General features: G+C 54.9%; 27 protein-coding genes. 25 read left to right on the forward strand and 2 right to left on the reverse strand.

Going from position 1 to position 23829, the window contains the following annotated elements; all coding sequences use genetic code 11:
- From atpA to M0R70_12170, 15 genes are all read left to right on the forward strand, one after another.
- A complete protein-coding gene (gene atpA, locus M0R70_12100) occupies positions 1-1509 on the forward strand; it encodes a F0F1 ATP synthase subunit alpha (GenBank protein MCK9420110.1) in 1509 nt (502 codons plus the stop codon).
- An 86-nt stretch (positions 1510-1595) separates the two neighbouring features.
- A complete protein-coding gene (gene atpG, locus M0R70_12105) occupies positions 1596-2462 on the forward strand; it encodes an ATP synthase F1 subunit gamma (GenBank protein ID MCK9420111.1) in 867 nt (288 codons plus the stop codon).
- Positions 2463-2581: 119 nt separating this feature from the next.
- Complete coding sequence (atpD, locus tag M0R70_12110) at positions 2582-4003, forward strand: F0F1 ATP synthase subunit beta (GenBank protein MCK9420112.1); 1422 nt, start codon at positions 2582-2584, stop codon at positions 4001-4003.
- Between the two features lie 71 nt (positions 4004-4074).
- A complete protein-coding gene (locus M0R70_12115) occupies positions 4075-4524 on the forward strand; it encodes a F0F1 ATP synthase subunit epsilon (GenBank protein MCK9420113.1) in 450 nt (149 codons plus the stop codon).
- A 170-nt stretch (positions 4525-4694) separates the two neighbouring features.
- Complete coding sequence (locus tag M0R70_12120) at positions 4695-5120, forward strand: transcriptional repressor (GenBank protein MCK9420114.1); 426 nt, start codon at positions 4695-4697, stop codon at positions 5118-5120.
- Between the two features lie 260 nt (positions 5121-5380).
- The gene (locus M0R70_12125; GenBank protein ID MCK9420115.1) at positions 5381-6625 is read left to right on the forward strand and encodes an FprA family A-type flavoprotein; all 1245 of its coding nucleotides are present in this window, start codon (positions 5381-5383) and stop codon (positions 6623-6625) included.
- A gap of 52 nt (positions 6626-6677) precedes the next feature.
- Positions 6678-6806, forward strand: coding sequence for a rubredoxin (locus M0R70_12130; protein MCK9420116.1), 129 nt, complete (start codon positions 6678-6680; stop codon positions 6804-6806).
- A gap of 203 nt (positions 6807-7009) precedes the next feature.
- Positions 7010-7711 (forward strand): DNA repair protein RadC, encoded by a 702-nt coding sequence (radC, locus tag M0R70_12135; protein ID MCK9420117.1) that lies wholly within the window; start codon positions 7010-7012, stop codon positions 7709-7711.
- A 58-nt stretch (positions 7712-7769) separates the two neighbouring features.
- Entirely contained in the window at positions 7770-9029 is a 1260-nt protein-coding gene (locus M0R70_12140; GenBank protein MCK9420118.1) for a HEAT repeat domain-containing protein, read from the forward strand.
- The gene (locus M0R70_12145) at positions 9026-10474 is read left to right on the forward strand and encodes a glycosyltransferase (protein ID MCK9420119.1); all 1449 of its coding nucleotides are present in this window, start codon (positions 9026-9028) and stop codon (positions 10472-10474) included. Before M0R70_12140 ends, M0R70_12145 begins: the two co-directional genes overlap by 4 nt.
- A gap of 81 nt (positions 10475-10555) precedes the next feature.
- On the forward strand, positions 10556-11866 hold the full coding sequence (locus tag M0R70_12150; protein MCK9420120.1) for a YaiO family outer membrane beta-barrel protein: 1311 nt from the start codon (positions 10556-10558) through the stop codon (positions 11864-11866).
- A 143-nt stretch (positions 11867-12009) separates the two neighbouring features.
- The gene (locus M0R70_12155) at positions 12010-12879 is read left to right on the forward strand and encodes an amidohydrolase family protein (GenBank protein MCK9420121.1); all 870 of its coding nucleotides are present in this window, start codon (positions 12010-12012) and stop codon (positions 12877-12879) included.
- Positions 12880-12996: 117 nt separating this feature from the next.
- Entirely contained in the window at positions 12997-14076 is a 1080-nt protein-coding gene (locus M0R70_12160) for an ATP-dependent 6-phosphofructokinase (protein MCK9420122.1), read from the forward strand.
- Positions 14073-15215: a metallophosphoesterase gene (locus M0R70_12165; GenBank protein MCK9420123.1), complete on the forward strand. Its 1143-nt coding sequence runs from the start codon at positions 14073-14075 to the stop codon at positions 15213-15215. Before M0R70_12160 ends, M0R70_12165 begins: the two co-directional genes overlap by 4 nt.
- Before the next feature lie 43 nt (positions 15216-15258).
- Positions 15259-15534, forward strand: a complete 276-nt coding sequence (locus tag M0R70_12170; protein ID MCK9420124.1) for a hypothetical protein — start codon at positions 15259-15261, stop codon at positions 15532-15534.
- A gap of 117 nt (positions 15535-15651) precedes the next feature.
- Here the strand turns inward: M0R70_12170 and M0R70_12175 are convergent, their stop codons facing one another.
- Together M0R70_12175 and M0R70_12180 are read right to left on the reverse strand one after the other, a co-directional pair.
- Positions 15652-16425, reverse strand: coding sequence for a rhodanese-like domain-containing protein (locus M0R70_12175; GenBank protein MCK9420125.1), 774 nt, complete (start codon positions 16423-16425; stop codon positions 15652-15654).
- Positions 16426-16428: 3 nt separating this feature from the next.
- Positions 16429-17070 carry a rhodanese-like domain-containing protein gene (locus M0R70_12180; GenBank protein ID MCK9420126.1) on the reverse strand — a complete coding sequence of 214 codons (642 nt, stop codon included), beginning with the start codon at positions 17068-17070 and terminating at the stop codon, positions 16429-16431.
- Between the two features lie 283 nt (positions 17071-17353).
- Here M0R70_12180 and ffh point away from each other — a divergent pair, with 283 nt between their 5' ends.
- From ffh to M0R70_12230, 10 genes are all read left to right on the forward strand, one after another.
- A complete protein-coding gene (gene ffh / locus M0R70_12185; GenBank protein ID MCK9420127.1) occupies positions 17354-18697 on the forward strand; it encodes a signal recognition particle protein in 1344 nt (447 codons plus the stop codon).
- A gap of 129 nt (positions 18698-18826) precedes the next feature.
- Complete coding sequence (gene rpsP / locus M0R70_12190) at positions 18827-19099, forward strand: 30S ribosomal protein S16 (GenBank protein ID MCK9420128.1); 273 nt, start codon at positions 18827-18829, stop codon at positions 19097-19099.
- A gap of 108 nt (positions 19100-19207) precedes the next feature.
- Entirely contained in the window at positions 19208-19711 is a 504-nt protein-coding gene (rimM, locus tag M0R70_12195) for a ribosome maturation factor RimM (GenBank protein ID MCK9420129.1), read from the forward strand.
- A 166-nt stretch (positions 19712-19877) separates the two neighbouring features.
- The gene (trmD, locus tag M0R70_12200) at positions 19878-20618 is read left to right on the forward strand and encodes a tRNA (guanosine(37)-N1)-methyltransferase TrmD (GenBank protein ID MCK9420130.1); all 741 of its coding nucleotides are present in this window, start codon (positions 19878-19880) and stop codon (positions 20616-20618) included.
- Between the two features lie 90 nt (positions 20619-20708).
- Positions 20709-21104, forward strand: a complete 396-nt coding sequence (gene rplS / locus M0R70_12205; GenBank protein ID MCK9420131.1) for a 50S ribosomal protein L19 — start codon at positions 20709-20711, stop codon at positions 21102-21104.
- A 108-nt stretch (positions 21105-21212) separates the two neighbouring features.
- On the forward strand, positions 21213-21905 hold the full coding sequence (locus M0R70_12210) for a ribonuclease HII (protein ID MCK9420132.1): 693 nt from the start codon (positions 21213-21215) through the stop codon (positions 21903-21905).
- Positions 21902-22276: a YraN family protein gene (locus M0R70_12215; GenBank protein MCK9420133.1), complete on the forward strand. Its 375-nt coding sequence runs from the start codon at positions 21902-21904 to the stop codon at positions 22274-22276. The genes M0R70_12210 and M0R70_12215 overlap by 4 nt, the downstream gene beginning before the upstream one ends.
- A gap of 151 nt (positions 22277-22427) precedes the next feature.
- Complete coding sequence (locus tag M0R70_12220) at positions 22428-22886, forward strand: cyclic nucleotide-binding domain-containing protein (protein MCK9420134.1); 459 nt, start codon at positions 22428-22430, stop codon at positions 22884-22886.
- A gap of 364 nt (positions 22887-23250) precedes the next feature.
- Positions 23251-23484: a type II toxin-antitoxin system HicB family antitoxin gene (locus tag M0R70_12225; GenBank protein ID MCK9420135.1), complete on the forward strand. Its 234-nt coding sequence runs from the start codon at positions 23251-23253 to the stop codon at positions 23482-23484.
- Positions 23477-23686, forward strand: a complete 210-nt coding sequence (locus tag M0R70_12230; protein ID MCK9420136.1) for a type II toxin-antitoxin system HicA family toxin — start codon at positions 23477-23479, stop codon at positions 23684-23686. The genes M0R70_12225 and M0R70_12230 overlap by 8 nt, the downstream gene beginning before the upstream one ends.
- Positions 23687-23829 lie beyond the last annotated feature (143 nt).

Genomic DNA, 23829 nt, shown 5'->3' on the forward strand with positions numbered 1-23829 from the left:
ATGCAGATCAAGGCACAGGAAATCAGCGAGATCATAAAAAAGAAGATATCCGATTTCGACAAGACCGTTGAGGTCGCCGAGGTCGGCACCGTCATTACGGTCGGCGACGGTATCGCCAAGGTCTTCGGGCTCGACAACGTCATGTCAGGCGAGCTCCTGGAGTTCCCGGGCGGCGTCATGGGCATGGCGCTCAACCTCGAAGAAGAGAGCGTGGGCGCGGTGCTCATGGGCGACGACTCCCGGATCCGCGAAGGGGACATCGTAAAGCGGACCAAGAGGATCGCCGAAGTCCCCGTGGGCGACGCCATGGTGGGGCGCGTGGTGGACGGCATCGGCCAACCCATCGACGGCAAAGGCCCCATTGTCTCGAAAGAATTCCGCCATATCGAGGTCATCGCACCGGGCATCGTAAAGCGCCAGTCAGTGCGCGAATCGCTCCAGACCGGCATCAAGGCCATTGACGCCATGATCCCGATCGGCCGCGGACAGCGCGAGCTCATCATCGGCGACCGCCAGACCGGCAAGACCGCCGTTGCCATTGACACCATCATCAACCAGAAGGGCCAGAACGTCATCTGCATCTATGTGGCCATCGGACAGAAGCGCTCCACGGTGGCGCAGGTGGTCAAGACCCTGACGGAACACGGCGCCATGGACTATACCATCATCGTGTCCGCCACGGCGTCCGATCCGGCGCCGCTCCAGTTCATCGCTCCCTATACGGGCGCCACCATCGGCGAATACTTCCGCGACAAAGGCGGCCACGCCCTGATCGTGTATGACGATCTTTCGAAACAAGCGACGGCCTACCGCCAGCTCTCGCTGCTGCTCCGCAGGCCCCCGGGCCGCGAAGCGTACCCCGGCGATGTGTTCTATCTCCACTCCCGTCTTCTCGAGCGTGCGGCAAAGCTGTCGGACAAGATGGGCGGCGGATCGCTGACCGCGCTTCCGATCATCGAGACCCAGGCCGGCGACGTGTCAGCCTACATCCCGACGAACGTGATCTCCATTACGGACGGACAGATCTTCCTCGAATCCGACCTTTTCTACTCCGGCGTGCGGCCGGCCATCAACGTCGGTATTTCCGTGTCGCGCGTGGGCGGCAGCGCCCAGATCAAGGCCATGAAGCAGGTGGCGGGCACGCTTCGCCTCGACCTCGCCCAATACCGGGAACTTGCCGCCTTTTCACAGTTCGGCAGCGACCTCGACAAGGCCACGCTGGCCCAGTTGAACCGCGGTCAGCGCATGGTCGAACTTCTGAAGCAGGACCAGTACTCTCCGCTTCCGGTCGAGCAGCAGATCTTCGTGATCTTCGCGGGGACCAACGGTTTTGTGGATGAAGTGCCGGTGAATGCGGTGAGGCGGTTCGAATCGGAACTTCTGCGGTTCGTGACGAGCAAGTACCAGCCGTTGCTCAACGACATCAAAAGCAAGAAGCAGCTCGACGACGACCTCAAGGCCCGCATCAAGAGCGCCATCGAAGAGTTTAAGAACACATTCACGGCGTAGTGTTCGAATGCGGATTTCGGAATGCGGAATGCGGAATGAACTTCAAACGCGCGCATCCTTGAATATCAAACAGTCAGGGACAATCAATGCCCAGTTTAAGAGACATTAAGAGAAAGATCACGAGCGTCAAGAAGACCCAGCAGATCACCAAGGCCATGAAGATGGTTGCGGCTGCGAAGCTTCGCCGTGCGCAGGACCGCGTGATATCGGCGAGGCCATACGCGCGAAAGATGTTTGCCGTGATCACGAACCTTGCGGCCCGTGTGGAGCGTGCGCAGCATCCGCTCCTGGCAAAGCGCGAGCCCAAACAGGTGAAGCTGCTCGTACTGACCTCGGACCGGGGGCTGTGCGGCGCGTACAATACCAATATCCTGCGCAAGGCTGTCGAGGCCGTCAAGCAGTTCAAGGCCGAGGGCAAGGACGTGAAGGTGAATGTCGTGGGCCGCAAAGGACGCGATTTTTTCCGCAAGCGCTCCGGGTATACCCTGGGCAAAGTGTGGTCGGAGCTCGGCATGATCGACTATGAGAAAGCGGCCGATGTCGGAAAAAACGTTGTTGAACGTTTTGCCGCGGGCGATGCCGATGAAGTGTACCTGCTCTACAACGAGTTCAAGAGCGTGATGCAGCAGAAGGTAACGCTTGAGAAACTTCTGCCCGTGGAGCCGCCGACCGAGGCCGACCCGTTCATGGCCGCTGTTGATTATCTCTATGAGCCGTCGGCAGAGGCGATCCTGAGCTCCATTCTGCAGAAGCACGTTGAGGTGCAGGTATACCGCGCGATGCTTGAGAGCCAGGCGAGCGAGATGGGGTCGCGGATGACGGCCATGGATTCCGCCACACGGAATGCCAAGGATATGATCGAACGGCTCACGCTCAAGTTCAATAAACAGCGTCAGGCCGCGATCACCAAGGAAATATCCGAGATCGTCGGCGGGGCGGAAGCGCAGAAATAAGAATTAATTGGAAATTGAAGATTGAAGATTGGAAATTGATTTTAAAATTTAAAATCTAAAATTTCCAATCTTCAATTTACAATTCAAAATTCTCCGAATTTTGCAACAGGGGGTTATCAATGAGCACAGGCAAAATAGTACAGGTGATGGGTGCGGTGGTGGACTGCGAGTTCCCCGTTGGAAACCTTCCCCATCTGATGAACGCGCTGAGGATCGATCAGGCCGCGGATAAGGGCCTCGGTACGCCCGAGACACATCTGACGCTCGAGGTCGCGCTGCACCTCGGTGAGAACCGGGTGCGCACGGTGGCCATGTCCTCTACGGATGGCCTCATGCGCGGCATGAAGGTGAACGACACCGGCAAGCCTATCTCCATGCCTGTGGGCAAGGAAGTGCTCGGCCGCATCATGAACGTTATTGGAGAGCCGGTGGATGAATTGGGGCCGATCAACTGCAAGGACACCCTGCCGATCCATCGTCCGGCGCCCATGCTCGAGGAACTCGATCCCTCGAAGGTTCTCTTTGAAACGGGCATTAAGGTCATCGACCTTCTGGCACCCTACACCAAAGGCGGCAAGACAGGTCTCTTCGGCGGCGCGGGCGTGGGGAAGACCGTGCTCATCATGGAACTCATCAACAACGTGGCAAAGCAGCACGGCGGCTACTCCGTGTTTGCCGGCGTGGGCGAGCGTACCCGTGAGGGAAACGACCTCTGGGCCGAGATGAAAGAGTCGGGCGTTATCAACAGAACAGCGTTGGTGTACGGCCAGATGAACGAGCCGCCGGGAGCGAGGCTCCGCGTCGGTCTGTCGGCCCTCACCGTGGCCGAATATTTCCGCGATACCCTGGGACAGGACGTGCTCCTGTTCGTCGACAATATATTCCGGTTCACCCAGGCAGGGTCCGAGGTTTCCGCGCTCCTCGGCCGTATGCCGTCGGCCGTGGGTTACCAGCCGACACTCGGCACTGAAATGGGAGCCCTCCAGGAGCGCATCACCTCCACGAAAAAAGGGTCCATCACCTCGGTGCAGGCCATCTACGTTCCTGCCGACGATCTGACCGACCCAGCGCCGGCAACGGCGTTCGCGCACCTCGATGCCACCACGGTGCTCTCGCGCCAGATCTCCGAGCTCGGGATCTATCCGGCCGTTGATCCGCTCGATTCGACCTCCCGAATCATGGATCCCCATGTGGTCGGAGCCGAACATTACGCTGTTGCGCAGAGGGTACAGCTTGTTCTGCAGCGTTACAAGGAGCTTCAGGACATCATCGCCATCCTTGGTATGGATGAACTTTCCGACGAGGACAAGCTCTCCGTGTCCCGCGCCAGAAAGATCCAGCGTTTCCTGTCGCAGCCCTTCCAGGTGGCAGAGGCCTTCACGGGCACGCCGGGTAAATACGTGCCGCTCAAGGAGACCATCAAGGGATTCAAGGAAGTGGTTGACGGCAAAATGGATGATATTCCCGAACAGGCGTTCTATATGGTCGGCCCCCTCGAGGAAGTGTTCGAGAAGGCGGAGAAACTTGGTTACAAGCGGTAATTTGAGAATCAGCTCGTAGCTGATAGCTCATAGCTGATGGCAGAAGAGCTAAGAGTCACGAGCTAAAAGCTATGAGCGAAGATTGGAAAAAGAAAATGGTCGCAGAAAAAGGGAAAATACTCCTTGAGATTGTTGCGCCGAGCCGTCAGGTGGTCCGTTCGGAACGCGTGGATGAAGTGATAGCTCCGGGCAGTGAAGGCGAGTTCGGCGTGCTGCCGGGCCACACGCCGTTCCTGACCACGCTCAAGGTCGGCATGCTTTCCTACCGCGAAGGCACGGAATGGCACCGTCTGGCCGTTGACTGGGGATATGCCGAGGTAGGAGCGGACCGGGTCATCATTCTGGCAGAAGGTGCCGACCGGGCGGCGGATATCGACCTTACCGCGGAACGGGCTCTGAAAGAGCGTGCGGAGAAGGCGCTGAGCGAAAAGCTCGAACAAAAGGATCATGAAAAGGCGCGCATCGAACTTTTACGGGCAATGATCCGGATACAGGTGGCTGAACAGCACGGGCAGAAGTAACGCACATCTCCTATTCAATACTGACATCAAAAGGCATCCTTCGGGTTGCCTTTTTGTTTTTTGCACAAGAGGGACAGATTCTCCGTGTGCGACAGGCTTTTGCACGGTGACGAGGGCTGGAAAATACCTTGACAGCTTCCCTTTATTAATTTATAATAATTCTAATCAATATGAACACCAAACATTTTCAAAAAAGGGATTCGTCACCTCAGTTCAAGCGCACCCCGCAACGGCTTGCGATCCTGGACTATCTGAAAGGGAATACCTCTCACCCGTCGGCGGATGACATCTACCGGGCTGTATCGAAAAAATACCAGTCCATGTCGTTCGCGACAGTCTATAATACGCTCAATACGCTCGCGAAGTCAGGAACACTGCGGGAACTCACCATTGATCCCAAAAGAAAGCGCTACGACCCGGACACAAGCCGCCATCACCATCTCATTTGCGTCCTGTGTGGTAAGATCGTGGACATCCCCGAGGGGATCACCGTTGATCTGCCGGGAAAATTGGCGCGGGATTTTACTCTTCTTGGGAATCATGTCGAGTTTTATGGTCATTGTTCCCTCTGTACCAGGAAGGGGAAGACTTCCTGAGTCCTTTCCCGGAATACCAACATTGAAATATCATAACTTGGGTCGCCATAAAACTGTTATTCCCGAATGTTCCTAAGCTTGCCCCGGGGAGCCTGCCCTCGAATGATTTAATCGGGGGTTTCTAAGCCGGGGGGAATCTGGTTTCAGGAAATACCAAATAAACATCATATCCCCGGTCCTTCGACACGCTCAGGACGTTCGGGGATGACACACGGTTTTAGACGGCAGCAGAAAGTCTCGTTTTCTCTGAGGAGGTTTTCATGGGAGCTGTAGAGATAAAGCCCGGCATCCATTGGGTGGGCGCAATAGACTGGGCGGTTCGGGATTTTCACGGCTATGTGACGCCTCACGGCACATCGTACAATAATTATCTCATCCTCGACAAGCAGGTGACGCTGGTCGATACGGTGAAGCATGATTTCAGCGAATATACGATCGACAACATCAGGGGCCTCGTTGACCCCGCGAAGATCGAGAACATCGTGATCAACCATATCGAGAACGACCACATGTCGAGCATCGACCGGATCATGGAGCTTGCGCCCCAGGCCCTGATCCATATCACCGCGCGCGGCAAAAAAGGCCTCGACCGGTTCTTCGACACCTCGAAATGGCGGTTCAGGATCGTCAAGACCGGCGATACGCTCAACACGGGCGCCAAGACCATCACCTTCCTCGAAACGCCGATGCTCCACTGGCCGGATTCGATGATGAGCTATGTTCAAGAAGACAAGCTTTTGATCAGCCAGGACGCCTTTGGCCAGCACCTGGCCTCATCGGCGCGGTTCGACGACGAGTTCTGTGACCAGTATTCGGTCACGGCGCTTGAGCACTCGGTGCGGGACTACTATGCGAACATCCTGATGCCGTTCGGCGCGCTCATCAAGGCAAAGATCGCCGAGGTCCGGAAACTCGGCCTTGTCATTGATATGATCGCGCCGGACCACGGCATTATCTGGAGGAAGGACCCCGGCAAGATCCTTCAGATGTATCTTGATATGGCGGATGATAAGGCGGACCTCCGCGTCGTGATCGTCTACGACACCATGTGGCACAGCACCGAACGCATGACCATCCCGCTCATGGAGGGGATCAAGTCCGCGGGCGTCGACGTGGAAGTGATCAAGCTCCGTTCCACGCCCATGAGCATGGCGATAAAAAGCATCGGGGAGTCACGGGCCATGCTCGTGGGCACGCCGACGCTCAACAATATCATGTTTCCGTCGATCGCCGAGTTCCTGACGCACCTCAGGGGGCTCCGTCCCAAGAACCGGCTTGCCGGCGCGTTCGGGAGCTTTGGCTGGGGAGGGGGCGCGGTAAAGGAGGCGTACGAGTCATTCAAGAGGATGGGTCTTGAGACCGTCGAACCCGGAATAGAGGTCCTCTATCGTCCGGGTCCGGAGGACGAAAAGAAATGTTTTGATTTCGGGAAACAGTTTGCGGAAAAAACAATCGAGTATCACAAACAGTTCAACGGCAATCAGCCGGTCAAGTGTAAGCCATAAAACGCTGAGTATGTACCCGGTAAAAGAATAACTATACTTTAAGGAGGGTATCATGTGGAGATGCACGGTATGCGGTTATATCTATGATGAAGCGAAAGAGGGTAAAAAGTTCGAAGACCTTCCGGACGACTGGGCCTGCCCGGTCTGCAATGCGCCCAAGGATGCGTTCGTAAAAATGTAAGTCCGGCACTGTTTTCAGAGAAAAAGGCGGCCTGTGTTGAATGCAGGACGCCTTTTTTGTTTGACAGTCATCAGTGTCCATTCTATAATCATCGCGAAAAAGCGCATTTTCACTCACGTACCATCAATCCGCCGTTCATTCCTCTCTGATCGAGGGGGAGGATACAACGTGGGGAATATTTCAGGTGAAAAGGAAGAGCACCTATGACCGAAAAAAAGAATCGGAGCGTCAAACATTGGCCTCAGGATGAGCGGCCGCGCGAGCGTCTGATAATGCACGGCCCATCAACGCTCTCTGAAGCGCAGCTCCTTGCCATCATCATTCGGAACGGCAGGGCAGGCCGCAGTGCGGTAGACCTGGGGCGTGAACTTCTCGACACGTTTGGAAGCCTTGCCGGTATAGAGCAGGCCGGGATCCGTGAGCTCTGTAAGGTGGAGGGCATCGGTCCGGCCAAGGTTGCGCAGATCAAGGCGGCGGTAGAACTCGGGCGACGGTACCAGATGCCGAGCCTCGCGGGGGCGTCCTTCTGCTCAAGCAGTGACGTTGCAGCGTACTATCGGCCGAGAATGAAGGACCTCAAAAAAGAGATATTCCGCTGCGCGTTGCTCGATACCAAGAACAAGATCCTCCGTGAAGAGGTTGTTTCAATCGGCAGCCTTTCCGCCTCCATCGTCCATCCCCGCGACACCTTCAAGGCCGCGGTCCGCGAATCGGCCGCAGCAGTCATCTTTATCCACAATCACCCGAGCGGCGATACCAAACCGAGCCAGGAGGACATTCTGCTCACCAGGCGGCTGGTCCAGGCAGGCGAGGTGATCGGCATCCAGGTGCTGGATCATATCATCATCGGCGACAGCGACCATTTCAGCTTCAGGGACAACGGCATGATCACACCGGTGCGGTAATACTCGTGTTGCCCGACTCGTTGAATTGCTATTCCCCCCACTGGATGCAGGGAGACTAATGCAAGATACCGTTATTATCATCATTAGAACGATCATCATCGCTCTGCTGCTCCTGACCACGGTCCTTTTTCTTACGAGTATTCTCCGGAGAGCATATAATGGACGGAAATACCGGAAGCTCGACCATTTAAGAAACGTCTTCGATAAAAAGATCCGGGAGTCGCTTGATTCCAGTACCGTTCCGGGAACGCAGCACGAGTTCATCGCACGCCGGAAATCGCATGCGTGGCAGGCTATCGAGGACGTTCTTCTGCGCCTGATCAACGAGGAACGATACCAGGGTGAAGCGCAAAAATTGTTCTCCACGCTCGGATACGTTTTGTTTTACGAAAAGAAGATTGAGAACAGCGATGTTCAGGTGCGTGCGCTGGGCATAGATAAGCTCGGCAGGATGAAGAGCGAAGCATCAGTTCCGAAACTCATCACCCTGCTGGACGAAAAGAATCCGGAGATCGTTTCGGTTGCCGTGCGGTCGCTGAGTAAAATAGGAGGACCAGCGGCGTTGCAAGCCATTGTCGAGCGATTGCCTGTCATTCTGGACCGGTCGATCGTGACGCGCAAGGCGATGGGAATGGCCATGCAGTCCTTTGGCGCCGAAGCAATCCCTCTTCTGGTCGCGTGCAAGGCGGGAGGGGATAATCTTTGGGTCATATCGTGCATTCTGGACATTCTTTCCCGATTACCCGCTGATCCACGATCGGCACGCCTGGCCGCCGGGCATCTTTCGAGCAAGAATGCCGAAGTAAGGAGCAAGGCGCTCAAGGTGCTGGGACGAGATGAAACTGTCCGTGTCATCAAAAATCTGCTGGAGCTGGTCCTTCCCCTGCTTCAAGACCCGGTGTGGTTTGTCAGGCTTCAGGCGATTCGGTCGATCAGAGCACTGGGTCCTGAAGCTGCCGCGCCATCGATCGGAAAACTTATTTTTGATGAAAACTGGCAGGTCCGAAATGAAGCAGCGCAGGCGTTGACTGTTCTCGGCGAAGGTTCTCTCGATATTTTTCTGGACATTCTTACGGGCACTGACAGGTATGCGAAAGACAGCATTTGTGAGGAGATAGAAAAAACGAATTTCTCGTATCGACTCATTAAAAACCTCAGGGCACGTGACCGGGGCCGGCAAAAAAAATCACGCCAGGTCCTTGAGATCATGCATTCCCTTGGATTCTCAACACCGCTCAGTGAGTATCTGGAACAGGAAGGCGACGAGGCGGAAAAAGAGCTCATCCGAAGTATGATGAAGACGGGATCTGCTGCATGAAGAAAATACTCATCCTGGCGATTATCGGATTCAATTATTGCGTCGGGTTTTATTTCGGACTTTTGAATACCGTTTACTCGGTCCTTCTGGTCCTTGCCCTTTTTATGATATTCAAGCACCTTCGCCGCATTAAATATTCCCCGTACAGAGAATTCAGCATCTCACCGGAGACCCCGCCCGTCACGATCCTGATCGCCATGCATAATGAGGAAAAGGTTGTTCTCCGGAGCATACGATCCGCACTTGCCACTGATTACCCGTTTTTCGAAGTGATCATTATCAATGACGGATCGACTGACGGGACATTGCAAAAAGTGATTGATACGTACGGTCTTAAAAAGATCGATCGCGTTTACCGGACGTTTCTCAAGACGCAACCCGTAAAGGGCTTTTACTACAGTCTGGAAACGCCGAATTTTCTCGTGATCGACAAGGAACGGGGCGGCAAGGCCGATGCGCTGAACTGCGGGGTCAATGTTTCACGCTCGCCGTATTTTTGTTCACTTGACGCGGATTCGCTGTTTGAAAAAGACGCGCTCATCAGGGTCATGGCCCCCTTGCTCGAGAGCAATATTCCGGTGATCGCGAGCGGCGGGGTCGTGCGCATTATCAACGGTCTCAAGCTCACCGACGGGCTTGCGATCGAAGAAATCGATCTCCCCGACAGCACCCTGCTCATGTTTCAGATCGTAGAGTACATCCGGGGATTTCTTTTCGGCAGGGTGGGATGGGACAGTCTGCACGCGCTGCTTATTATTTCCGGGACCTTTTCGCTTTTTCAAAAAGCAAGTGTGGTGGAGGCGGGAGGATTCACGGTGGGCAACGTAGCGGAAGACATGGAAATGATAGTCCGGCTTCACCGTACGATGCTGAAAAAGAAGAAACCATACCGGATACGATTTGTATCCGATCCTATCTGCTGGACCGAGGCGCCGGATGACCTTACCATGCTCGGCAGACAGCGGAGAAGGTGGCACCTCGGCCTGATCCAGAGTATCTATCAAAATAGAGAGATGATGTTCAATCCTCAATTCGGCAAAATCGGCATGGGGGCTCTGCCCTACTATCTTCTTTTCGAGATCCTGGGACCGGTGATCGAGGTCCTGGGATATGTCTGTGTCATTACTTCTTATTTTCTCGGGATCCTGAGCCTTGATTTTCTCCTTCTTTTCCTGACGCTGGCGATATTCTATGGGGTGTTTCTTTCGACCGCCGGCATCTTTCTCGAAGAATTAACATTCAGGCGATATCCGAAGTGGAGTCACTTGTTCAAGCTTCTCATCTACGGAGTGTTTGAAAATTTCGGCTACCGGCAGATCAATTCCTTCTGGAGATTCGAAGCGCTCATTCTGTACATCATGGGGAGGAGAAAGTGGGAATTAGTCCATAAAAAAGGACAGGAAAAGCAAGCGCCGGCTGATGCTGCCGGAAAAGAAGGAGCATGACGTGCGGCTGCCAATGCCGCCAGGCCGGAAACAGGATGGGGAAAGGAATATGTTGATTATAACTAAGGAAGGGTTACTGGAATGATGATTCATCTTGCATTGAGTCTTGTCGTCGCGATGGCGGATGGCGACCTGGCGATGTCAAGGGGTGATCATGACGCTGCCGCGCAGTCCTATCGCGCAGAGGCTGAAGCTCATCCCGAATTGTATGAGGCCAGGATCAAGCTTGCGAACGCCCTCTCTCTATCAAAACACCATGATGCAGCAATTCAGATCTACACGGAACTGCTGGCAGCGCGTCCGGATGATCCCGATCTGCTTCTCGCGCGCGGGCGGGTGTATACATTGGAAAGCCGCTGGCCTGAAGCCGAGGCGGACTTGACAGCGGCAACCGCGCATTCGCCTGATCATGGCGATGCCTGGTCGGCTCTCGGGGACCTGTATCTCCGGAGCGACCGGCCCCGCGATGCCGTGAATGCCTACAGTAAATGGATCGCGGCGGATCCCAAGAATCCCCGCGCATACCTCGCGCGCACAATAGCCTACCGGTCAGCGGGCGAATTCGCTGCAGCCCGCGCCGACTTTGACATTGCCCGCGCATACGGTACGCCGGACCCCGGGATTGATCTCCAGCGTAGCTCCCTGCAACAGAGCAAACCGGAGCAGGGATCAGCAGTGCCGGAGAAGTTCACGTGGCTGGCGAGCCTGTCATATGACTTCAGCACATTTTCAACGGACCGCAGCAATTGGCACTATTACAACGCTGCTCTTCGTCGTTACTGGGAACGCGGCTCACTCGGGTTTGAATATCTCCATTCCCGGCGGTTCGATTCCAACGATTATGCCTTTGCACTCGACGCGTATGTGGATCTCTGGCAGCGGGCGTATGCGAACGTGCGGTATCAATATTCACCAAGGGCCGTCCTCTATCCCGATGATTCCTATCGCGTAGAAATCTATCAGGAGATCGAAACGGGATGGGAGCTTGCCGGCAGCTACGATCACATGGACTTCACGGCAAGGAACGTCGATATGTACGGCGTCGCTCTTGGAAAATACACAGGCAACTGGTACCTCCGATGGCGGACCCTCTTTATTCCGACACCTGCCAAACTGGGAACAGCTCACCGTGCTCTTGCCCGATATTACTATGCCGGAAATGGGGATGATTACCTCGAGATCAACGGCGAATTCAGCCGGGGCGCTGAGTCGCTGGAGGGAACCACGATTGTTGAAACAACGAGGGGCCAGTCGGTTGGCGCGGCGTTCCAAACGTATTTTAATCCGCGATGGGGCATAAGACTTTCGGCCGGCTATGACGATGGAAAAACCCTTTTTGAGCAAAGCATCGTTGAGAAGCTTTACTCGGCCAAAATTTTAACACGTTGGTAATGCGAGCGCTACAAAACCTTGTACGGGCTGAAAGAGCGTGAGCTCTGTGCGGTATGAAGGTCGGCATTTATCCGACGAACAGTCACGGGAAAGCGCACCGTAACCCGGTCTTTTAAATACCGCCCGTGAAATAAAGAGGGGATATGCGGGAAGAGCATATTCATCGACCATCAGAAAGATATCCGGGGGATTTACGACGCGGCGCTCGATTTGTCGATGCCCATGTGCATCTCAAGGATACCTGCTGTCTGGACACTATCGTCGATGCCGGTGTTGGTGCGGTCCGCGATGCCGGCAGGAGAGGCAATATCACGGACGGGATCAATTCGATTGCCCGGGACAACAGTCTTCCGCGCATTATCTCCGCCCGCTGGGCGCTCTATAAAAAAGGCGGCTACGGCTCGTTGTTCGGCATCCCCGTTACAACCCGGGAAGAAATAAAATCAGCAATTCACACGCTTAAGGACGCCGGGGCTGGTATAATTAAAATAATGGCTTCCGGTATGGTGAGCCTCAAAGAGCCCGGCAGGGTGACTGCGGGAGGTTTCGATAAAGACGAGCTCAGATTCATCGTGCAGTCTGCCGCGACCTGCGGCATGGGTGTCATGGCGCATGCGAACGGGGAACACGCCATCATTGACGCTGCTGAAGCGGGAGTGCGGTCCATCGAGCATGGATTCTTCATGTCCAGGCGAGCGCTCGACAGCATGGCAAAGAAATCCACATTCTGGGTGCCAACGGTCGGGGCGCTCAAACGCGCTGCTGAGTCAGCTCAGGTATCAAAAGAAACAGAGGACTTTGTTGCCGGCCTGATCGGTTCTCATCTCGAGATGATGCGGTATGCTCAGGGTATCGGTGTTCCCCTTGCCGTTGGCACGGACTGCGTGCTTCCTGATCCACGATACGCGGAAGTTTATGAAGCGGAGCTTTTGTATTTTCAGCAGGCGGGGATTCCTTATGGTGAGGTGATGAAGATCGCCTGTGAACGCGGGGCAAGTCTGCTGGGGCTATAAGGCAGGGTTCAGGGTCCGGGGGCCAGGGTTCAGGAAAGCCTGAAGCATGGTCGAAGTTTTTTACCGTGGACCCCGTACCCCGGCTACTGGACCCTATATTTTCAATCGGAGGTCAATGTGCGAATCGGCATTCTGTCAGGAGGGGGCGATGCCCCCGGTCTCAATGCGGTCATCCGCGCGGTCACGAAGACCGCCATCTTCAAGTACGGTTGGCAGGTTACCGGCATCATTGACGGGTTCGAAGGGCTGCTGACGCCGACAAAAACACGCCAGCTCACCTCATGGAACACGCGGGGGATCCTATCTGTCGGCGGCACCATTCTCGGCACCACGAATCGAGGCAACCCCTTTGCCCATAAGACGGTCGTCGGCGGCAGGGAGATCGTGGAGGACATGTCGGCGGAGGTGCTGGAAAACATCACGGAGTTGGGGCTTGATGTGCTCGTTGTCATCGGCGGCGACGGATCGCTCAAGATCGGCGAGGGGATACACAAGCTCGGCGTTCCCGTGATCGGCGTTCCCAAGACCATTGACAATGATCTTATGGCCACCTACGTGACCTTCGGCTTCCAGACCGCGGTGGATACCGCGACCGAAGCGCTGGACAAGCTGCATACCACGGCGGAAAGCCACCAGCGGGTGATCGTGCTGGAGGTGATGGGACGTTATGCAGGATGGATCGCTCTCGAAGCCGGTATGTCCGGCAGCGCCGATGTTATCCTGATCCCCGAGATACCGTTCAGCATGGAAAAGGTGACGGAGAAGCTTCTTGAACGGAAAAAGGCGGGGAGCAAGTCAAGCATTGTGGTTGTGGCCGAGGGAGCGAAGCCGGCCGGCGGCGAGATGTCGGTGCGCGAGAAGGCCGCCGATGGCTACGTGCTGAGGCTCGGCGGCATGGGTGAGATCGTGGCGAATGAGATCAGCAAGCGCACCAGCTTCGAGACGCGGGTGACCGTGCTCGGCCATTTGCAGCGGGGCGGAAGTCCCTGTCCCTTCGACCGGCTGCTGGCCACGCGTTACGGCGCACACGCCGTGGAGCTCATTGCCCTGAAAAAGTTCGGGGAGATGGTTTCGTATCAACCCCCGATCATAACCTCGGTGCCGCTGGAGAGCGCGATCAGCAACCTCAAGCTCGTTGATCCCGACGGCGAGCTCGTTCATATCGCCGAGGGCATGGGAGTGAACTTCGGCAGATGATCCTCTTCGTCCTGATGATCTTTACGATCTACGGCGGGGTGCACGCCTATGCGTTCGTCAAAGCGAGGAGCGTCTTCGCGTTCGGTCCGCTGGTAGGGGCCGCGCTCGGCTCGTTCATGCTGCTCATGGTCTTCGCGATTTTTCTGGTCCGGACGCTTGAAACCCATGAGTATGAATTGTCGGCGCAGGCGCTGTCGTATGTCGCGTACTTCTGGATGGCGGTGTTGTTCCTCTTTTTTTGCGGTTCCCTCCTTTTCGACGGCCTCACGCTCGTCACCCGCGCCATCGGCTGGATAACGCGAAACGATATTTCCGCATATCTCGTCCCGGTGAAAACCTCATTTTACATCAGCCTTGGCCTGGCATGTGCGATCTGTGCCTACGGTTATTTTGAGGCGAAGGACATCCGTACAGAACGGCTTGTCATCGAGACCACGAAACTCCCCGCGGGAATCGACAGGCTCACGATCGTGCAGATGTCGGATGTGCACCTCGGTCTTATCAACCGGTGTGAGCGGTTCAGCCCGATGATTAAAGCGGTCAAGGACGCGAACCCTGATATTTTCGTAGTGACCGGCGACCTGGTGGATGCCCAGATCAACCATTTGCCCGGTCTCGCCGATATGCTTCGTGAAGTAACGGCGAAATTCGGAAAGTACGCCATCATGGGAAACCATGAGTATTATGCAGGACCGGAAAAGTCGCTCGCGTTCATTCGTGAGGCGGGACTCACCCTGCTGCGCGATGAAGTGGCCGCGGGCGGGCCCGTCACGATCGTCGGGGTTGATGACCGTACCGCGATACAGCTGAACCTGGGACATCCCTCATCAGAGAAAAAACTGCTGAGCGGGCTACCGAGGGACCGGTTCATCCTTTTTCTCAAACACCAGCCGCGCATCGATCCGAATACCATCGGCCTCTTTGACCTCCAGCTCTCCGGACACACGCACAAGGGGCAGATATTTCCCTTCACCTTGCTGACGCACCTGTCCTTTCCGCTGATTGCGGGTAACTACGAACTGGGGAAAGGATCGCTTCTGCATATAAGCCGCGGGACCGGAACCTGGGGGCCGCCCGTCCGGTTCCTCGCGCCGCCCGAAGTGACCATCATCGAGCTGGTCAGGAAGACATCGTCATGAGCGATGCCATTTGATGAGGAGGGTCTGGCAATGAAACCGAATTTTGTTCATCGTGTTCGTGGTCGGTGTTGTTTCCAGCATTCCGGAAACAGCGACCGAAATGAGGCGCGTTGTCGTGAATACCCGGGAAGCGTTGATCGGCTCCACGGCCTATGAGTATGATGAAAAAGGACGGATCAGCATCATGAAAATGTATCCACCTGCGGAGAATGCCGGGGAGCTTGTCAGAACGGAGTTCCATTATGAAGGTGAGAACCGGGACCCGTCAAGAACCGAGGTAATGAGCCTGATCGAAAAGAAAACCAGGTTGATCCACTAAAACAGTCCCGAATCCAAAAATGAGAGATCATGGCCCCGCGAACCCGGGCCGGATGTCCAAAAAAAAGCCCCGGCGGCTTTCGTCGTCCGGGGCCCGGTGTATCAATAATCCATCCTATTACGGTTTTGCTATCGTGTAGTTCCCTTTGTCATCGAAGTTGACGTTGGCGTTCAGGAACTTCACGTTGTATCCCTTTTCCTTTAACTTGTGATAGGCCATCTCGGCCAGTACGCCGGTGTTGCAATACGTGACGATCTGCTTGTCCTTCGGGATTTCCGCCAGGCGGTCAAGTATTTCTGTGTCCGGGATGACCTTGGCGCCCTTGATCATGCCAAAATTCGCCTCCTCCCGGCTGCGTGCATCAATGATAAGCGTGTCTGCTGATGTGCTTGCGGCAATCTTCTTAAAGTCATCAATGGCTATCTCACCGGGTCTGGGCTTGGGTACGTACGTGATCGTTGTGGCCAGGTTGCCGGTCTCAACAGGAAATTTGGCCGCCTGCCACGCGTCCATACCGCCGGTCAGGACCGCTACGCTGGTGTAGCCCGCGGCGATGAGGGCCTTTGCCGAGTTCACTGCGTCGCCCCCGCCCTTATCGTCAACAATAATGATCGGAGGTTTTTTGTCCTTGGGCGGGAACTTTGCGATGTTCGCTGCAACATCGGCTGCGGGCATTGTCACTGCACCCTTGATGAAGCCATTTTTGGCTGCGGCTGCGGGACGGACGTCGAGGAGTACGTTCGAGATCTCTTTATCTATATAGGCTTCTTTCAGAAATTGCGGGGAAAGTACGAGATAGTTTCTCTTGGTCCATTCCGGGAGTCCGTCGTGATACACTTTTACGTTGGTATAACCGAGCTTCTCCGCCCGACCGGCGGAATTAGGGCTCATGGCTCAGGTTACACCCTGGCAGTAGTAAATGATCAGCGCGTTCTTGTCCTTGGGGAGCTTGTCGATGTTTTTTTCAAAAGCCGGAAAGGGGATGTTGATTGCCGTGGGCATGGCGCCCTCCATGAACCGGGGGGCCGGTCGCGCGTCGATCAGCAGATACTTACCCTGCGCCGGTCCCATGTCCACGAGTTTTTCCATGGAGGCAGTGTTCAGTAACTTTTCAGATGCCACCTTGATTGCAGGCTTGGCAGAGACCAGTGTGGCGAATTTTTTTCCGTTTTTCTCAGTATATTCTACGCGGATCTCTTTGCCTTTTTTGATCACGCGTAAGGGCTCGGACGGGTTATCCGGATCCGGTTTGACATTTTTAACGATCAGGGTTTTTGGGTTGAACCTCAGTATTTCGGTTGTGTCATCGATCTTCATCTGTATGGACTCATTCTGGTATGCCACCAGATCGAAGTTCCCCCGAAGATTGCCGGGCTCTGCCTGATGACAGTTCATGCAGATCTTAGCAATGACGGGTTTTGCTTGCGGCGCTGCCACTGCAGCAGCCTTTTCTTGCGCGGCAGCCTGGCCGGCGATCATGGCCAGACCGAAAACCATGGCTGTTGCGAAGCCGATGCTCATAAGTCGTTTATGCAAAATGTTTTTCTCCTTTCGCGATGAGACAGATTTTTAATCATTAGGATAGCCTTGCCTTCTGGAAGAGGAAATGCATTGAAGACATGTAACTTATGAAGGATATTATAATTGTAGCTTTAGACTTAGTCAATATAAATTCATGCTCTTGTGAAAGACGTGTCGTTTCTGTCTCTTGAAAGGAAATCAGATTGTTAGCGTTCTACGGGCTTTACCAAGAGAAAACCCTTGACAATAATGGACTTATCTTATATATTTACTATCCTTTGCCAGGCGGGTATATTCCATGTTTGATTCCTTAAGTGGTAAATTAGAGTCTGTTTTCAAGAAGCTCCGCGGCAGGGGCATTCTTAAGGAAGACGACGTTAAAGAGGCCATGCGCGAGGTGCGTCTTGCGCTCCTTGAAGCTGATGTAAACTTCAAGGTGGTGAAGGAGTTCATCGGCAAGGTACAGGAACGGGCAGTCGGGCAGGAGATACTCTCAAGCCTCACCCCGGGCCAGCAGGTTGTGAAGATCGTCCACGAGGAGCTCGTGGCGCTCCTGGGGGGAACGCAGGCAAAGCTTCATTTGTCGCCGAACCCGCCCACCGTCATCATGATGGTCGGCTTGCAGGGCTCCGGCAAGACGACCACGGCCGGCAAGCTGGCGAAGAATTTCAAGAAGGACGGGCGCAGGGTCCTTCTGGTCCCGGCGGACACGCAGAGGCCGGCGGCGGTCCAGCAGCTTATCACCCTTGCGAAGCAGGTGGGGGTGGATGCCTATCTCACGGAAGAGAAGGACCCCGTTGTCATTTGCCGCGCGGCGGTCCAGCAGGCCGCTTCATCTCTGTATGAGGTGGTGATCCTTGATACGGCGGGCAGGCTCCAGATCGACGAGCCGCTCATGGACGAGCTCCGGCAGATCAAGGCCGGGGTAAAGCCGAGCGAAGTGCTGTTCGTGGCCGATGCGATGACCGGCCAGGAAGCCGTGAATATCGCCTCGAAGTTCAACGCCGACCTGGGATTTGACGGCGTGGTCTTGACCAAGCTTGACGGCGATGCGCGCGGCGGCGCGGCGCTCTCGGTCCGGTCCGTGACCGGCAAGCCGCTCAAGTTTGTCGGCATGGGCGAGAAGCTCGACGCCCTCGAGCCGTTCCATCCGGACCGCATGGCCTCGCGCATCCTCGGCATGGGCGACGTGATGTCGCTCATCGAGAAGGCGCAGGAGACCGTTGGCGAGGAAGAGGCGCTCAAGCTTGCGAAGAAGCTCAAGAAGAACACCTTCGACCTCGAGGACTTCCGCAACCAGTTGAAGCAGGTGAAAAAGCTCGGCGGTCTTGAGCAGATCATGGGAATGATCCCCGGGATGGGCAAGATGAAGCTCCCGGATGCGCAGGTGAATGAAAAGGAGCTGGCGAAGGTTGACGCGATCATCAGCTCCATGACCCCCAAGGAACGGACAGACTATCTGATCATCAACGGCAGCCGCAGGGTCCGCATCGCCAAAGGCAGCGGCACCCAGGTGCAGGATGTGAACCGGCTCCTGAAGCAGTTCGGCGAGATGCGCAAGATGATGAAGTCCCTGTCAGGCGGCAAGATGGGGAAGATGGGTAATATAGGCAAGATGCTCGGCGGCAGGATGCCGTTTTGAGGAGAAACCTTATATTTACCACTAAGACACGAAGACACTAAGATAAACCTTATTTAAAGTCTTCCTTCGTGACTTGGTGCCTTTGTGGTAACAGATTTTAAGTGATTTAATAACGAAAGAGGTGAACACATGGCTGTAAAGATCAGACTGAAACGGATGGGGACTCACAAAAAACCGTACTACCGGCTGGTTGTAGCGGATTCCCGGTCGCCGAGAGACGGACGCTTTATCGAGATGGTCGGTATTTACGATCCGCTCAAGAAGCCGGCGGAGATCAAGGTTGATCAGGTCAAGGCATTGGACTGGCTCAAGAAGGGCGCAGTCCCCTCTGATACCGCGCGGACCCTGCTCTCCAAGGTTGGAATCATGAAGCAGTTCGCAGAGGCGGCGAAGTCGTCTTAGTTCGGAGTTCCCCCGATTAAGATGTTCGGGGGCAGGCTCCGTTCGGAGTGCGGAGAACACAACCGCAATATCATGAAGACGGAATGCTGAATCCGCGATGACGCGCACATGCTCATAACCATCGGCAAAGCGGTTAAACCCTTTGGCGTCAAGGGCGAGATGAAGATCGGGCTCCTGACGGACTTCCCGGGGCGCTTCAAGGACTTGGGCCGGGTGCATCTGGTCTCACCGGCCGGCAAAGAGATCGTTTGCAAAGTGAAGTCCGTTCGGTATGCCGGCGAGGTCCCGCTCCTTCTTTTTGACGGATATGATTCTCCCGAGAAGGCCAAGGAACTGAACGGGTGGCTCGTCAAAGTTCCCGAGGAAGACGCGGTCCCGCTGCCCGAGGGGCAGTATTACTGGTACGAGATCATCGGCATGGAGGTCCTTGCCGAGAGCGGCGAGAAGCTCGGCACCATCGTGGACATCTTCGAAACGGGCAGCAATGACGTGTATGTGATGAAACACGGCAGGAAGGAAGTCTATCTTCCCGCGACGAAGGAAGTGATCAAGCAGGTCGACCGGAAGACGAAACAGATGGTCATCCATCTGATGGACGGCATGATGGAATAGCTGCCGGCCTCACGCACCTGGAGGCGGCAGTATTGAAAATTGTAAATTGCACAATGCAAATTTCAAAGTATCGGACCCGACGAACAATTTTGCATTTTAAACGTTGTACTGTGCATTCTGCAATTTCTCTTTCATTGAAAAACGTGCGGTCAGAGATATGAGAGCATTGAATTTCGAGGTGCTCACCCTGTTCCCCGGGATACTTGAGGGGCCGCTGAACGAGAGCATTCTCAAACGGGGCAGGGAAAAAAGGCTTCTGAACATTGTGGTCCGGAACATCCGGGACTATACGGAAGACAAACACCGGACCGCCGACGACAGCCCCTATGGGGGAGGCGCCGGCATGGTGCTCAAGCCTGAGCCGATTGTCAAGGCCTTTGAGGCGATCAGGGCGGAGCATCCCGGGGAAACGTTGTTAACGATCCTGCTCTCGCCGCAAGGCAGACTCCTTGATCAACGGCGGGCGGAACAGCTCTCCGAGGAAAAGCGGACAATCGTTCTGCTCTGCGGACATTACGAGGCGATCGATGAGCGCGTGATCGATGCCCTCATTGACGAGGAACTTTCGATCGGCGATTATGTGCTCACCGGCGGGGAGCTTGCCGCTCTGGTGGTGATCGATGCGGCCGCAAGACTGCTGCCCGGCGTTCTGGGCGATGAAGAGTCGGCATACCGCGATTCATTTGGCGACGGCCTGCTCGACCATCCGCATTATACGCGGCCGGCTGAATTTCTTGGGAGAAAGGTCCCGGATGTTCTGCTTGGCGGCAACCATGCGGCGATCGAGAAGTGGCGCAGACGTGAGTCGCTCAGGGCCACGCTCAGGAAGAGACCGGAGCTGTTGGCAACAGCGGAGCTCACTGATGAGGATCGGAAGATACTGGAAGAGCTGAAAAAAGAATTGTAAATTGGAAATTGTAAATTAGAAAATGAAAATTTTAATGTTAAAATTTCCAATCTTCATTTTTCAATAAAGTTTTTTAAGGGGAGGTTTACCATGAACATCATACAGTCGTTGGAAAAGGCGCAGATGAAAGAAGTGATCCCGAGCTTCCGCGTGGGCGATACCATCCGCGTGCATGCGAAGGTCGTGGAAGGCGATAAGGAAAGGATCCAGGTCTACGAGGGCGTGGTGATCGGCCGCCAGGGAGCGGGCGCGCGCGAGCTCATCCGGGTCCGGAAGTTGTCCTACGGCGTGGGCGTCGAAAGGCTCTTTCCGACCCACTCTCCCATGATCGACAAGATCGAGGTCGCCAAGCAGGGCAAGGTCCGAAGGGCCAAGCTTTACTTCCTGAGAGAATTGCGCGGCAAGGCCGCCCGGATCAAAGAGAAAGAGCGCGTCTATGCAACCGTGGCAGGCGCAACGCGACTGGACATAGCAGAACAGAAGTAATGCAGTAAGCACCAAATTTCAAATTTGAAACTGTTCGAGGTTTGATGCTTGGTGTTTATTTGAGATTTGGCGCTTGTTATTTGGAATTTTTCTTTCGGTGAGGTCGCTATGCCTCGTGGCAGGTCACGCCTGCGTGAAGCGTATTCAGAGCGCACTGCTGATCTGTTCAGCAACGAGCCGGAATGCGACCCTCTGTACTTCGAGCGGAGTTCACGCGAGGCCGGCTACCATTGTATCGCCGGGCTGGATGAGGCCGGCAGGGGGCCGCTGGCGGGTCCGGTGGTTGCCGCCGCGGTGGTGCTGCCCGTCGGCCTGCTGATCCCCGGGCTCACTGATTCAAAACAGGTCCCTGAACAGGAGCGGGAGAGGCTTTTCGAGGTGATACAAGCCCGAGCGGTCTGTTACGGCGTCGGCATTGCCGATGAGCGGACCATCGACCTGGTGAACATCCTTCAGGCGACCATCATTGCCATGGAGCGGGCGCTCCAGGCGCTCGACCCGCAACCCGATTACCTGCTGCTTGACGCGATCTCCCTTCCGCGCGTTCCGCTCCCGCAAAAGCCGCTCATTAAGGGAGACTGCCGAAGCCACTCCATTGCAGCGGCGTCCATTCTTGCCAAGGTGACCCGGGACCGCATCATGCGTGAACTCCACAGACAATATCCCTGCTATAATTTTCAAAAACATAAAGGCTACGGCACGAAGGAGCATCTTCTGCTCCTGCGGGAGCACGGCCCCTGTGACGCTCATCGCAGGACGTTCAGTCCCGTTGCCCGGCTGCTCTCGGGAGCGGCCCGTTGAGTCTGCTGAACAAACTGCTCGGCAGAGAAGGAGAGGACCTGGCCGCGCGGTTCCTGATGAAGCAGGGGTACCGGATCCTGGAACGGAACTATTGCACCCGAAGCGGTGAGATCGACCTTGTCGCCCTGCATGACGGCGCTGTGGTGTTCGTTGAGGTAAAAACGAGAACGAGCGACGTCTTTGGCGCGCCGGAACTCGCGGTCACTCCCCGGAAGCAGCAGCGGATGGTCAAGGCGGCGCTCGCGTACATCAAACAGAGAAAGCTTCATCAGGTCCCCTGCCGGTTCGATGTGGTGGCCATCACTACAGCCGCGAAACAGGAAGTGGAGCACATCCGGAACGCATTCGAGATGGACCATACGCGCTATTAGCGCGTAAGAACCAAATGACAAGTACCAAATAACAAATAAATTCCAAGCACCAAGCACCAAACTTCAAACGTTTCGGAGATTGGTATTTTGTATTTGGTGATTATCTGAAATTTGGTGTTTGGGATTTGGATTTTTCGCTTCGGGAGGGAATGTGATAGAACTTCTCAAGAAGATACACCTGTTCGATACTCTCAATGAGCGGGAACTGGAAAAAATTCAGAATATCTGCGTTCGTGAAACGCATGCCAGGGACACGACCTTGTTCGTCGAGGGCGATCCCGGCAACCGGTGCTATCTCATCACCAAGGGGCAGGTGCGCATCAGCAAGTTCATTCGGAACATCGGAGAGGAGGCGCTGACGGTGCTGAAGGAGGGCGACTATTTCGGCGAGATGGCCTTGATCGACAATTTCCCCCGGTCCGCGCATGCCATCGCCAACACCGACCTTGAGGTCATTACAATCGACAAAACAGAGCTGGACTATATTCTGAACATGGACCATGAACTCGGGTATAAACTGCTCTGGAAATTCACGGAGACCCTTTCGAAGCGTTTGCGGGAGACCAATGAAAAAATGGCGGGCTTCCTGGCCATGAGCGGAGGGTTTTAAAGGGTCGCACGCAAAGCGTGCTTTAATGTGTTCTGACTCATTGACCGCGCCGGCCAGTATGCGTACAAGGATTTCAGTAATTCTTCAGTTACGAGGTTATCGAGCATATTATCGGCGTTTGTAAGCGCACGTAAATTGTCCTTCCCGAACGCATCTATCGGGAACATGGTGCTCATTCGGAATTAGCAAAAAACCAGATCCCCGATAGAAGAATTCGGGGATGACAGCCAGTGGGTCAAAGACCTTATAACTGAAGCATTACGGCCTTCACCTGTTTTCCATTGTCAAAGGGCGATGTTCATGGTATATTGTGTTCACTCACCCATTGTTAATGATCAGTGATTTTGGTATGAAAGGATGAATCATGGAATCCAAGCTCTCATTTCGGATTGTTTTTCGACCGGAGCCTGAAGGTGGTTATACGGTCATTGTGCCGTCTCTCCCGGGGTGCATCACCTATGGAGAAACCGTGGAAGAGGCTGGCAGAATGGCTGAGGATGCCATACGGGCATATTTGGTGAGCATGAAGAAGCATGGCGAGGAAATAGTCGATGATTCCAGGACACTGGAAAGCGTTTTAAATCTGGAATATGCCTAAACTTCCCGCGTTAACACCGGATGAGGTCATAAGAATATTGGTCCAAAATGGATTTGAACTCGATCACCAGACCGGAAGCCATAGAATATATTATAACTCCGCAACAAAAAAGCGCGTTGTAGTTCCCTATCACAGAAAAGACCTTCCTAAAGGAACCCTAAACTCCATTCTTAAACAGGCAGGATTGAGGGATATTTTTTGAAGGTGTCGGTTTTTGACGGGCTGTTGCCCAAACCCCTTTCACCCTTCGACAAGCTCAGGGCGAACGGTATAGCTTTTGATATTATGAACTTTTTCCGTTCGTGCTGAGCCTGTCGAAGCACACAATCGGTTTGGGCAACAGGC

The sequence above is a fragment of the Nitrospirota bacterium genome (assembly GCA_023229435.1).
Taxonomy (GTDB): Bacteria; Nitrospirota; UBA9217; order UBA9217; family UBA9217; genus JALNZF01.

What these genes read in the sequence shown, in the direction of transcription:
- atpA (MCK9420110.1), top strand. Translation starts at nt 1, where the DNA reads ATGCAGATCAAGGCACAGGAAATCAGCGAGATCATAAAAAAGAAGATA.
- atpG (MCK9420111.1), top strand. Translation starts at nt 1,596, where the DNA reads ATGCCCAGTTTAAGAGACATTAAGAGAAAGATCACGAGCGTCAAGAAG.
- atpD (MCK9420112.1), top strand. Translation starts at nt 2,582, where the DNA reads ATGAGCACAGGCAAAATAGTACAGGTGATGGGTGCGGTGGTGGACTGC.
- M0R70_12115 (MCK9420113.1), top strand. Translation starts at nt 4,075, where the DNA reads ATGAGCGAAGATTGGAAAAAGAAAATGGTCGCAGAAAAAGGGAAAATA.
- M0R70_12120 (MCK9420114.1), top strand. Translation starts at nt 4,695, where the DNA reads ATGAACACCAAACATTTTCAAAAAAGGGATTCGTCACCTCAGTTCAAG.
- M0R70_12125 (MCK9420115.1), top strand. Translation starts at nt 5,381, where the DNA reads ATGGGAGCTGTAGAGATAAAGCCCGGCATCCATTGGGTGGGCGCAATA.
- M0R70_12130 (MCK9420116.1), top strand. Translation starts at nt 6,678, where the DNA reads ATGTGGAGATGCACGGTATGCGGTTATATCTATGATGAAGCGAAAGAG.
- radC (MCK9420117.1), top strand. Translation starts at nt 7,010, where the DNA reads ATGACCGAAAAAAAGAATCGGAGCGTCAAACATTGGCCTCAGGATGAG.
- M0R70_12140 (MCK9420118.1), top strand. Translation starts at nt 7,770, where the DNA reads ATGCAAGATACCGTTATTATCATCATTAGAACGATCATCATCGCTCTG.
- M0R70_12145 (MCK9420119.1), top strand. Translation starts at nt 9,026, where the DNA reads ATGAAGAAAATACTCATCCTGGCGATTATCGGATTCAATTATTGCGTC.
- M0R70_12150 (MCK9420120.1), top strand. Translation starts at nt 10,556, where the DNA reads ATGATGATTCATCTTGCATTGAGTCTTGTCGTCGCGATGGCGGATGGC.
- M0R70_12155 (MCK9420121.1), top strand. Translation starts at nt 12,010, where the DNA reads ATGCGGGAAGAGCATATTCATCGACCATCAGAAAGATATCCGGGGGAT.
- M0R70_12165 (MCK9420123.1), top strand. Translation starts at nt 14,073, where the DNA reads ATGATCCTCTTCGTCCTGATGATCTTTACGATCTACGGCGGGGTGCAC.
- M0R70_12175 (MCK9420125.1), bottom strand. Translation starts at nt 16,425, where the DNA reads ATGAGCCCTAATTCCGCCGGTCGGGCGGAGAAGCTCGGTTATACCAAC.
- ffh (MCK9420127.1), top strand. Translation starts at nt 17,354, where the DNA reads ATGTTTGATTCCTTAAGTGGTAAATTAGAGTCTGTTTTCAAGAAGCTC.
- rpsP (MCK9420128.1), top strand. Translation starts at nt 18,827, where the DNA reads ATGGCTGTAAAGATCAGACTGAAACGGATGGGGACTCACAAAAAACCG.
- rimM (MCK9420129.1), top strand. Translation starts at nt 19,208, where the DNA reads ATGCTCATAACCATCGGCAAAGCGGTTAAACCCTTTGGCGTCAAGGGC.
- rplS (MCK9420131.1), top strand. Translation starts at nt 20,709, where the DNA reads ATGAACATCATACAGTCGTTGGAAAAGGCGCAGATGAAAGAAGTGATC.
- M0R70_12210 (MCK9420132.1), top strand. Translation starts at nt 21,213, where the DNA reads ATGCCTCGTGGCAGGTCACGCCTGCGTGAAGCGTATTCAGAGCGCACT.
- M0R70_12225 (MCK9420135.1), top strand. Translation starts at nt 23,251, where the DNA reads ATGGAATCCAAGCTCTCATTTCGGATTGTTTTTCGACCGGAGCCTGAA.
- M0R70_12230 (MCK9420136.1), top strand. Translation starts at nt 23,477, where the DNA reads ATGCCTAAACTTCCCGCGTTAACACCGGATGAGGTCATAAGAATATTG.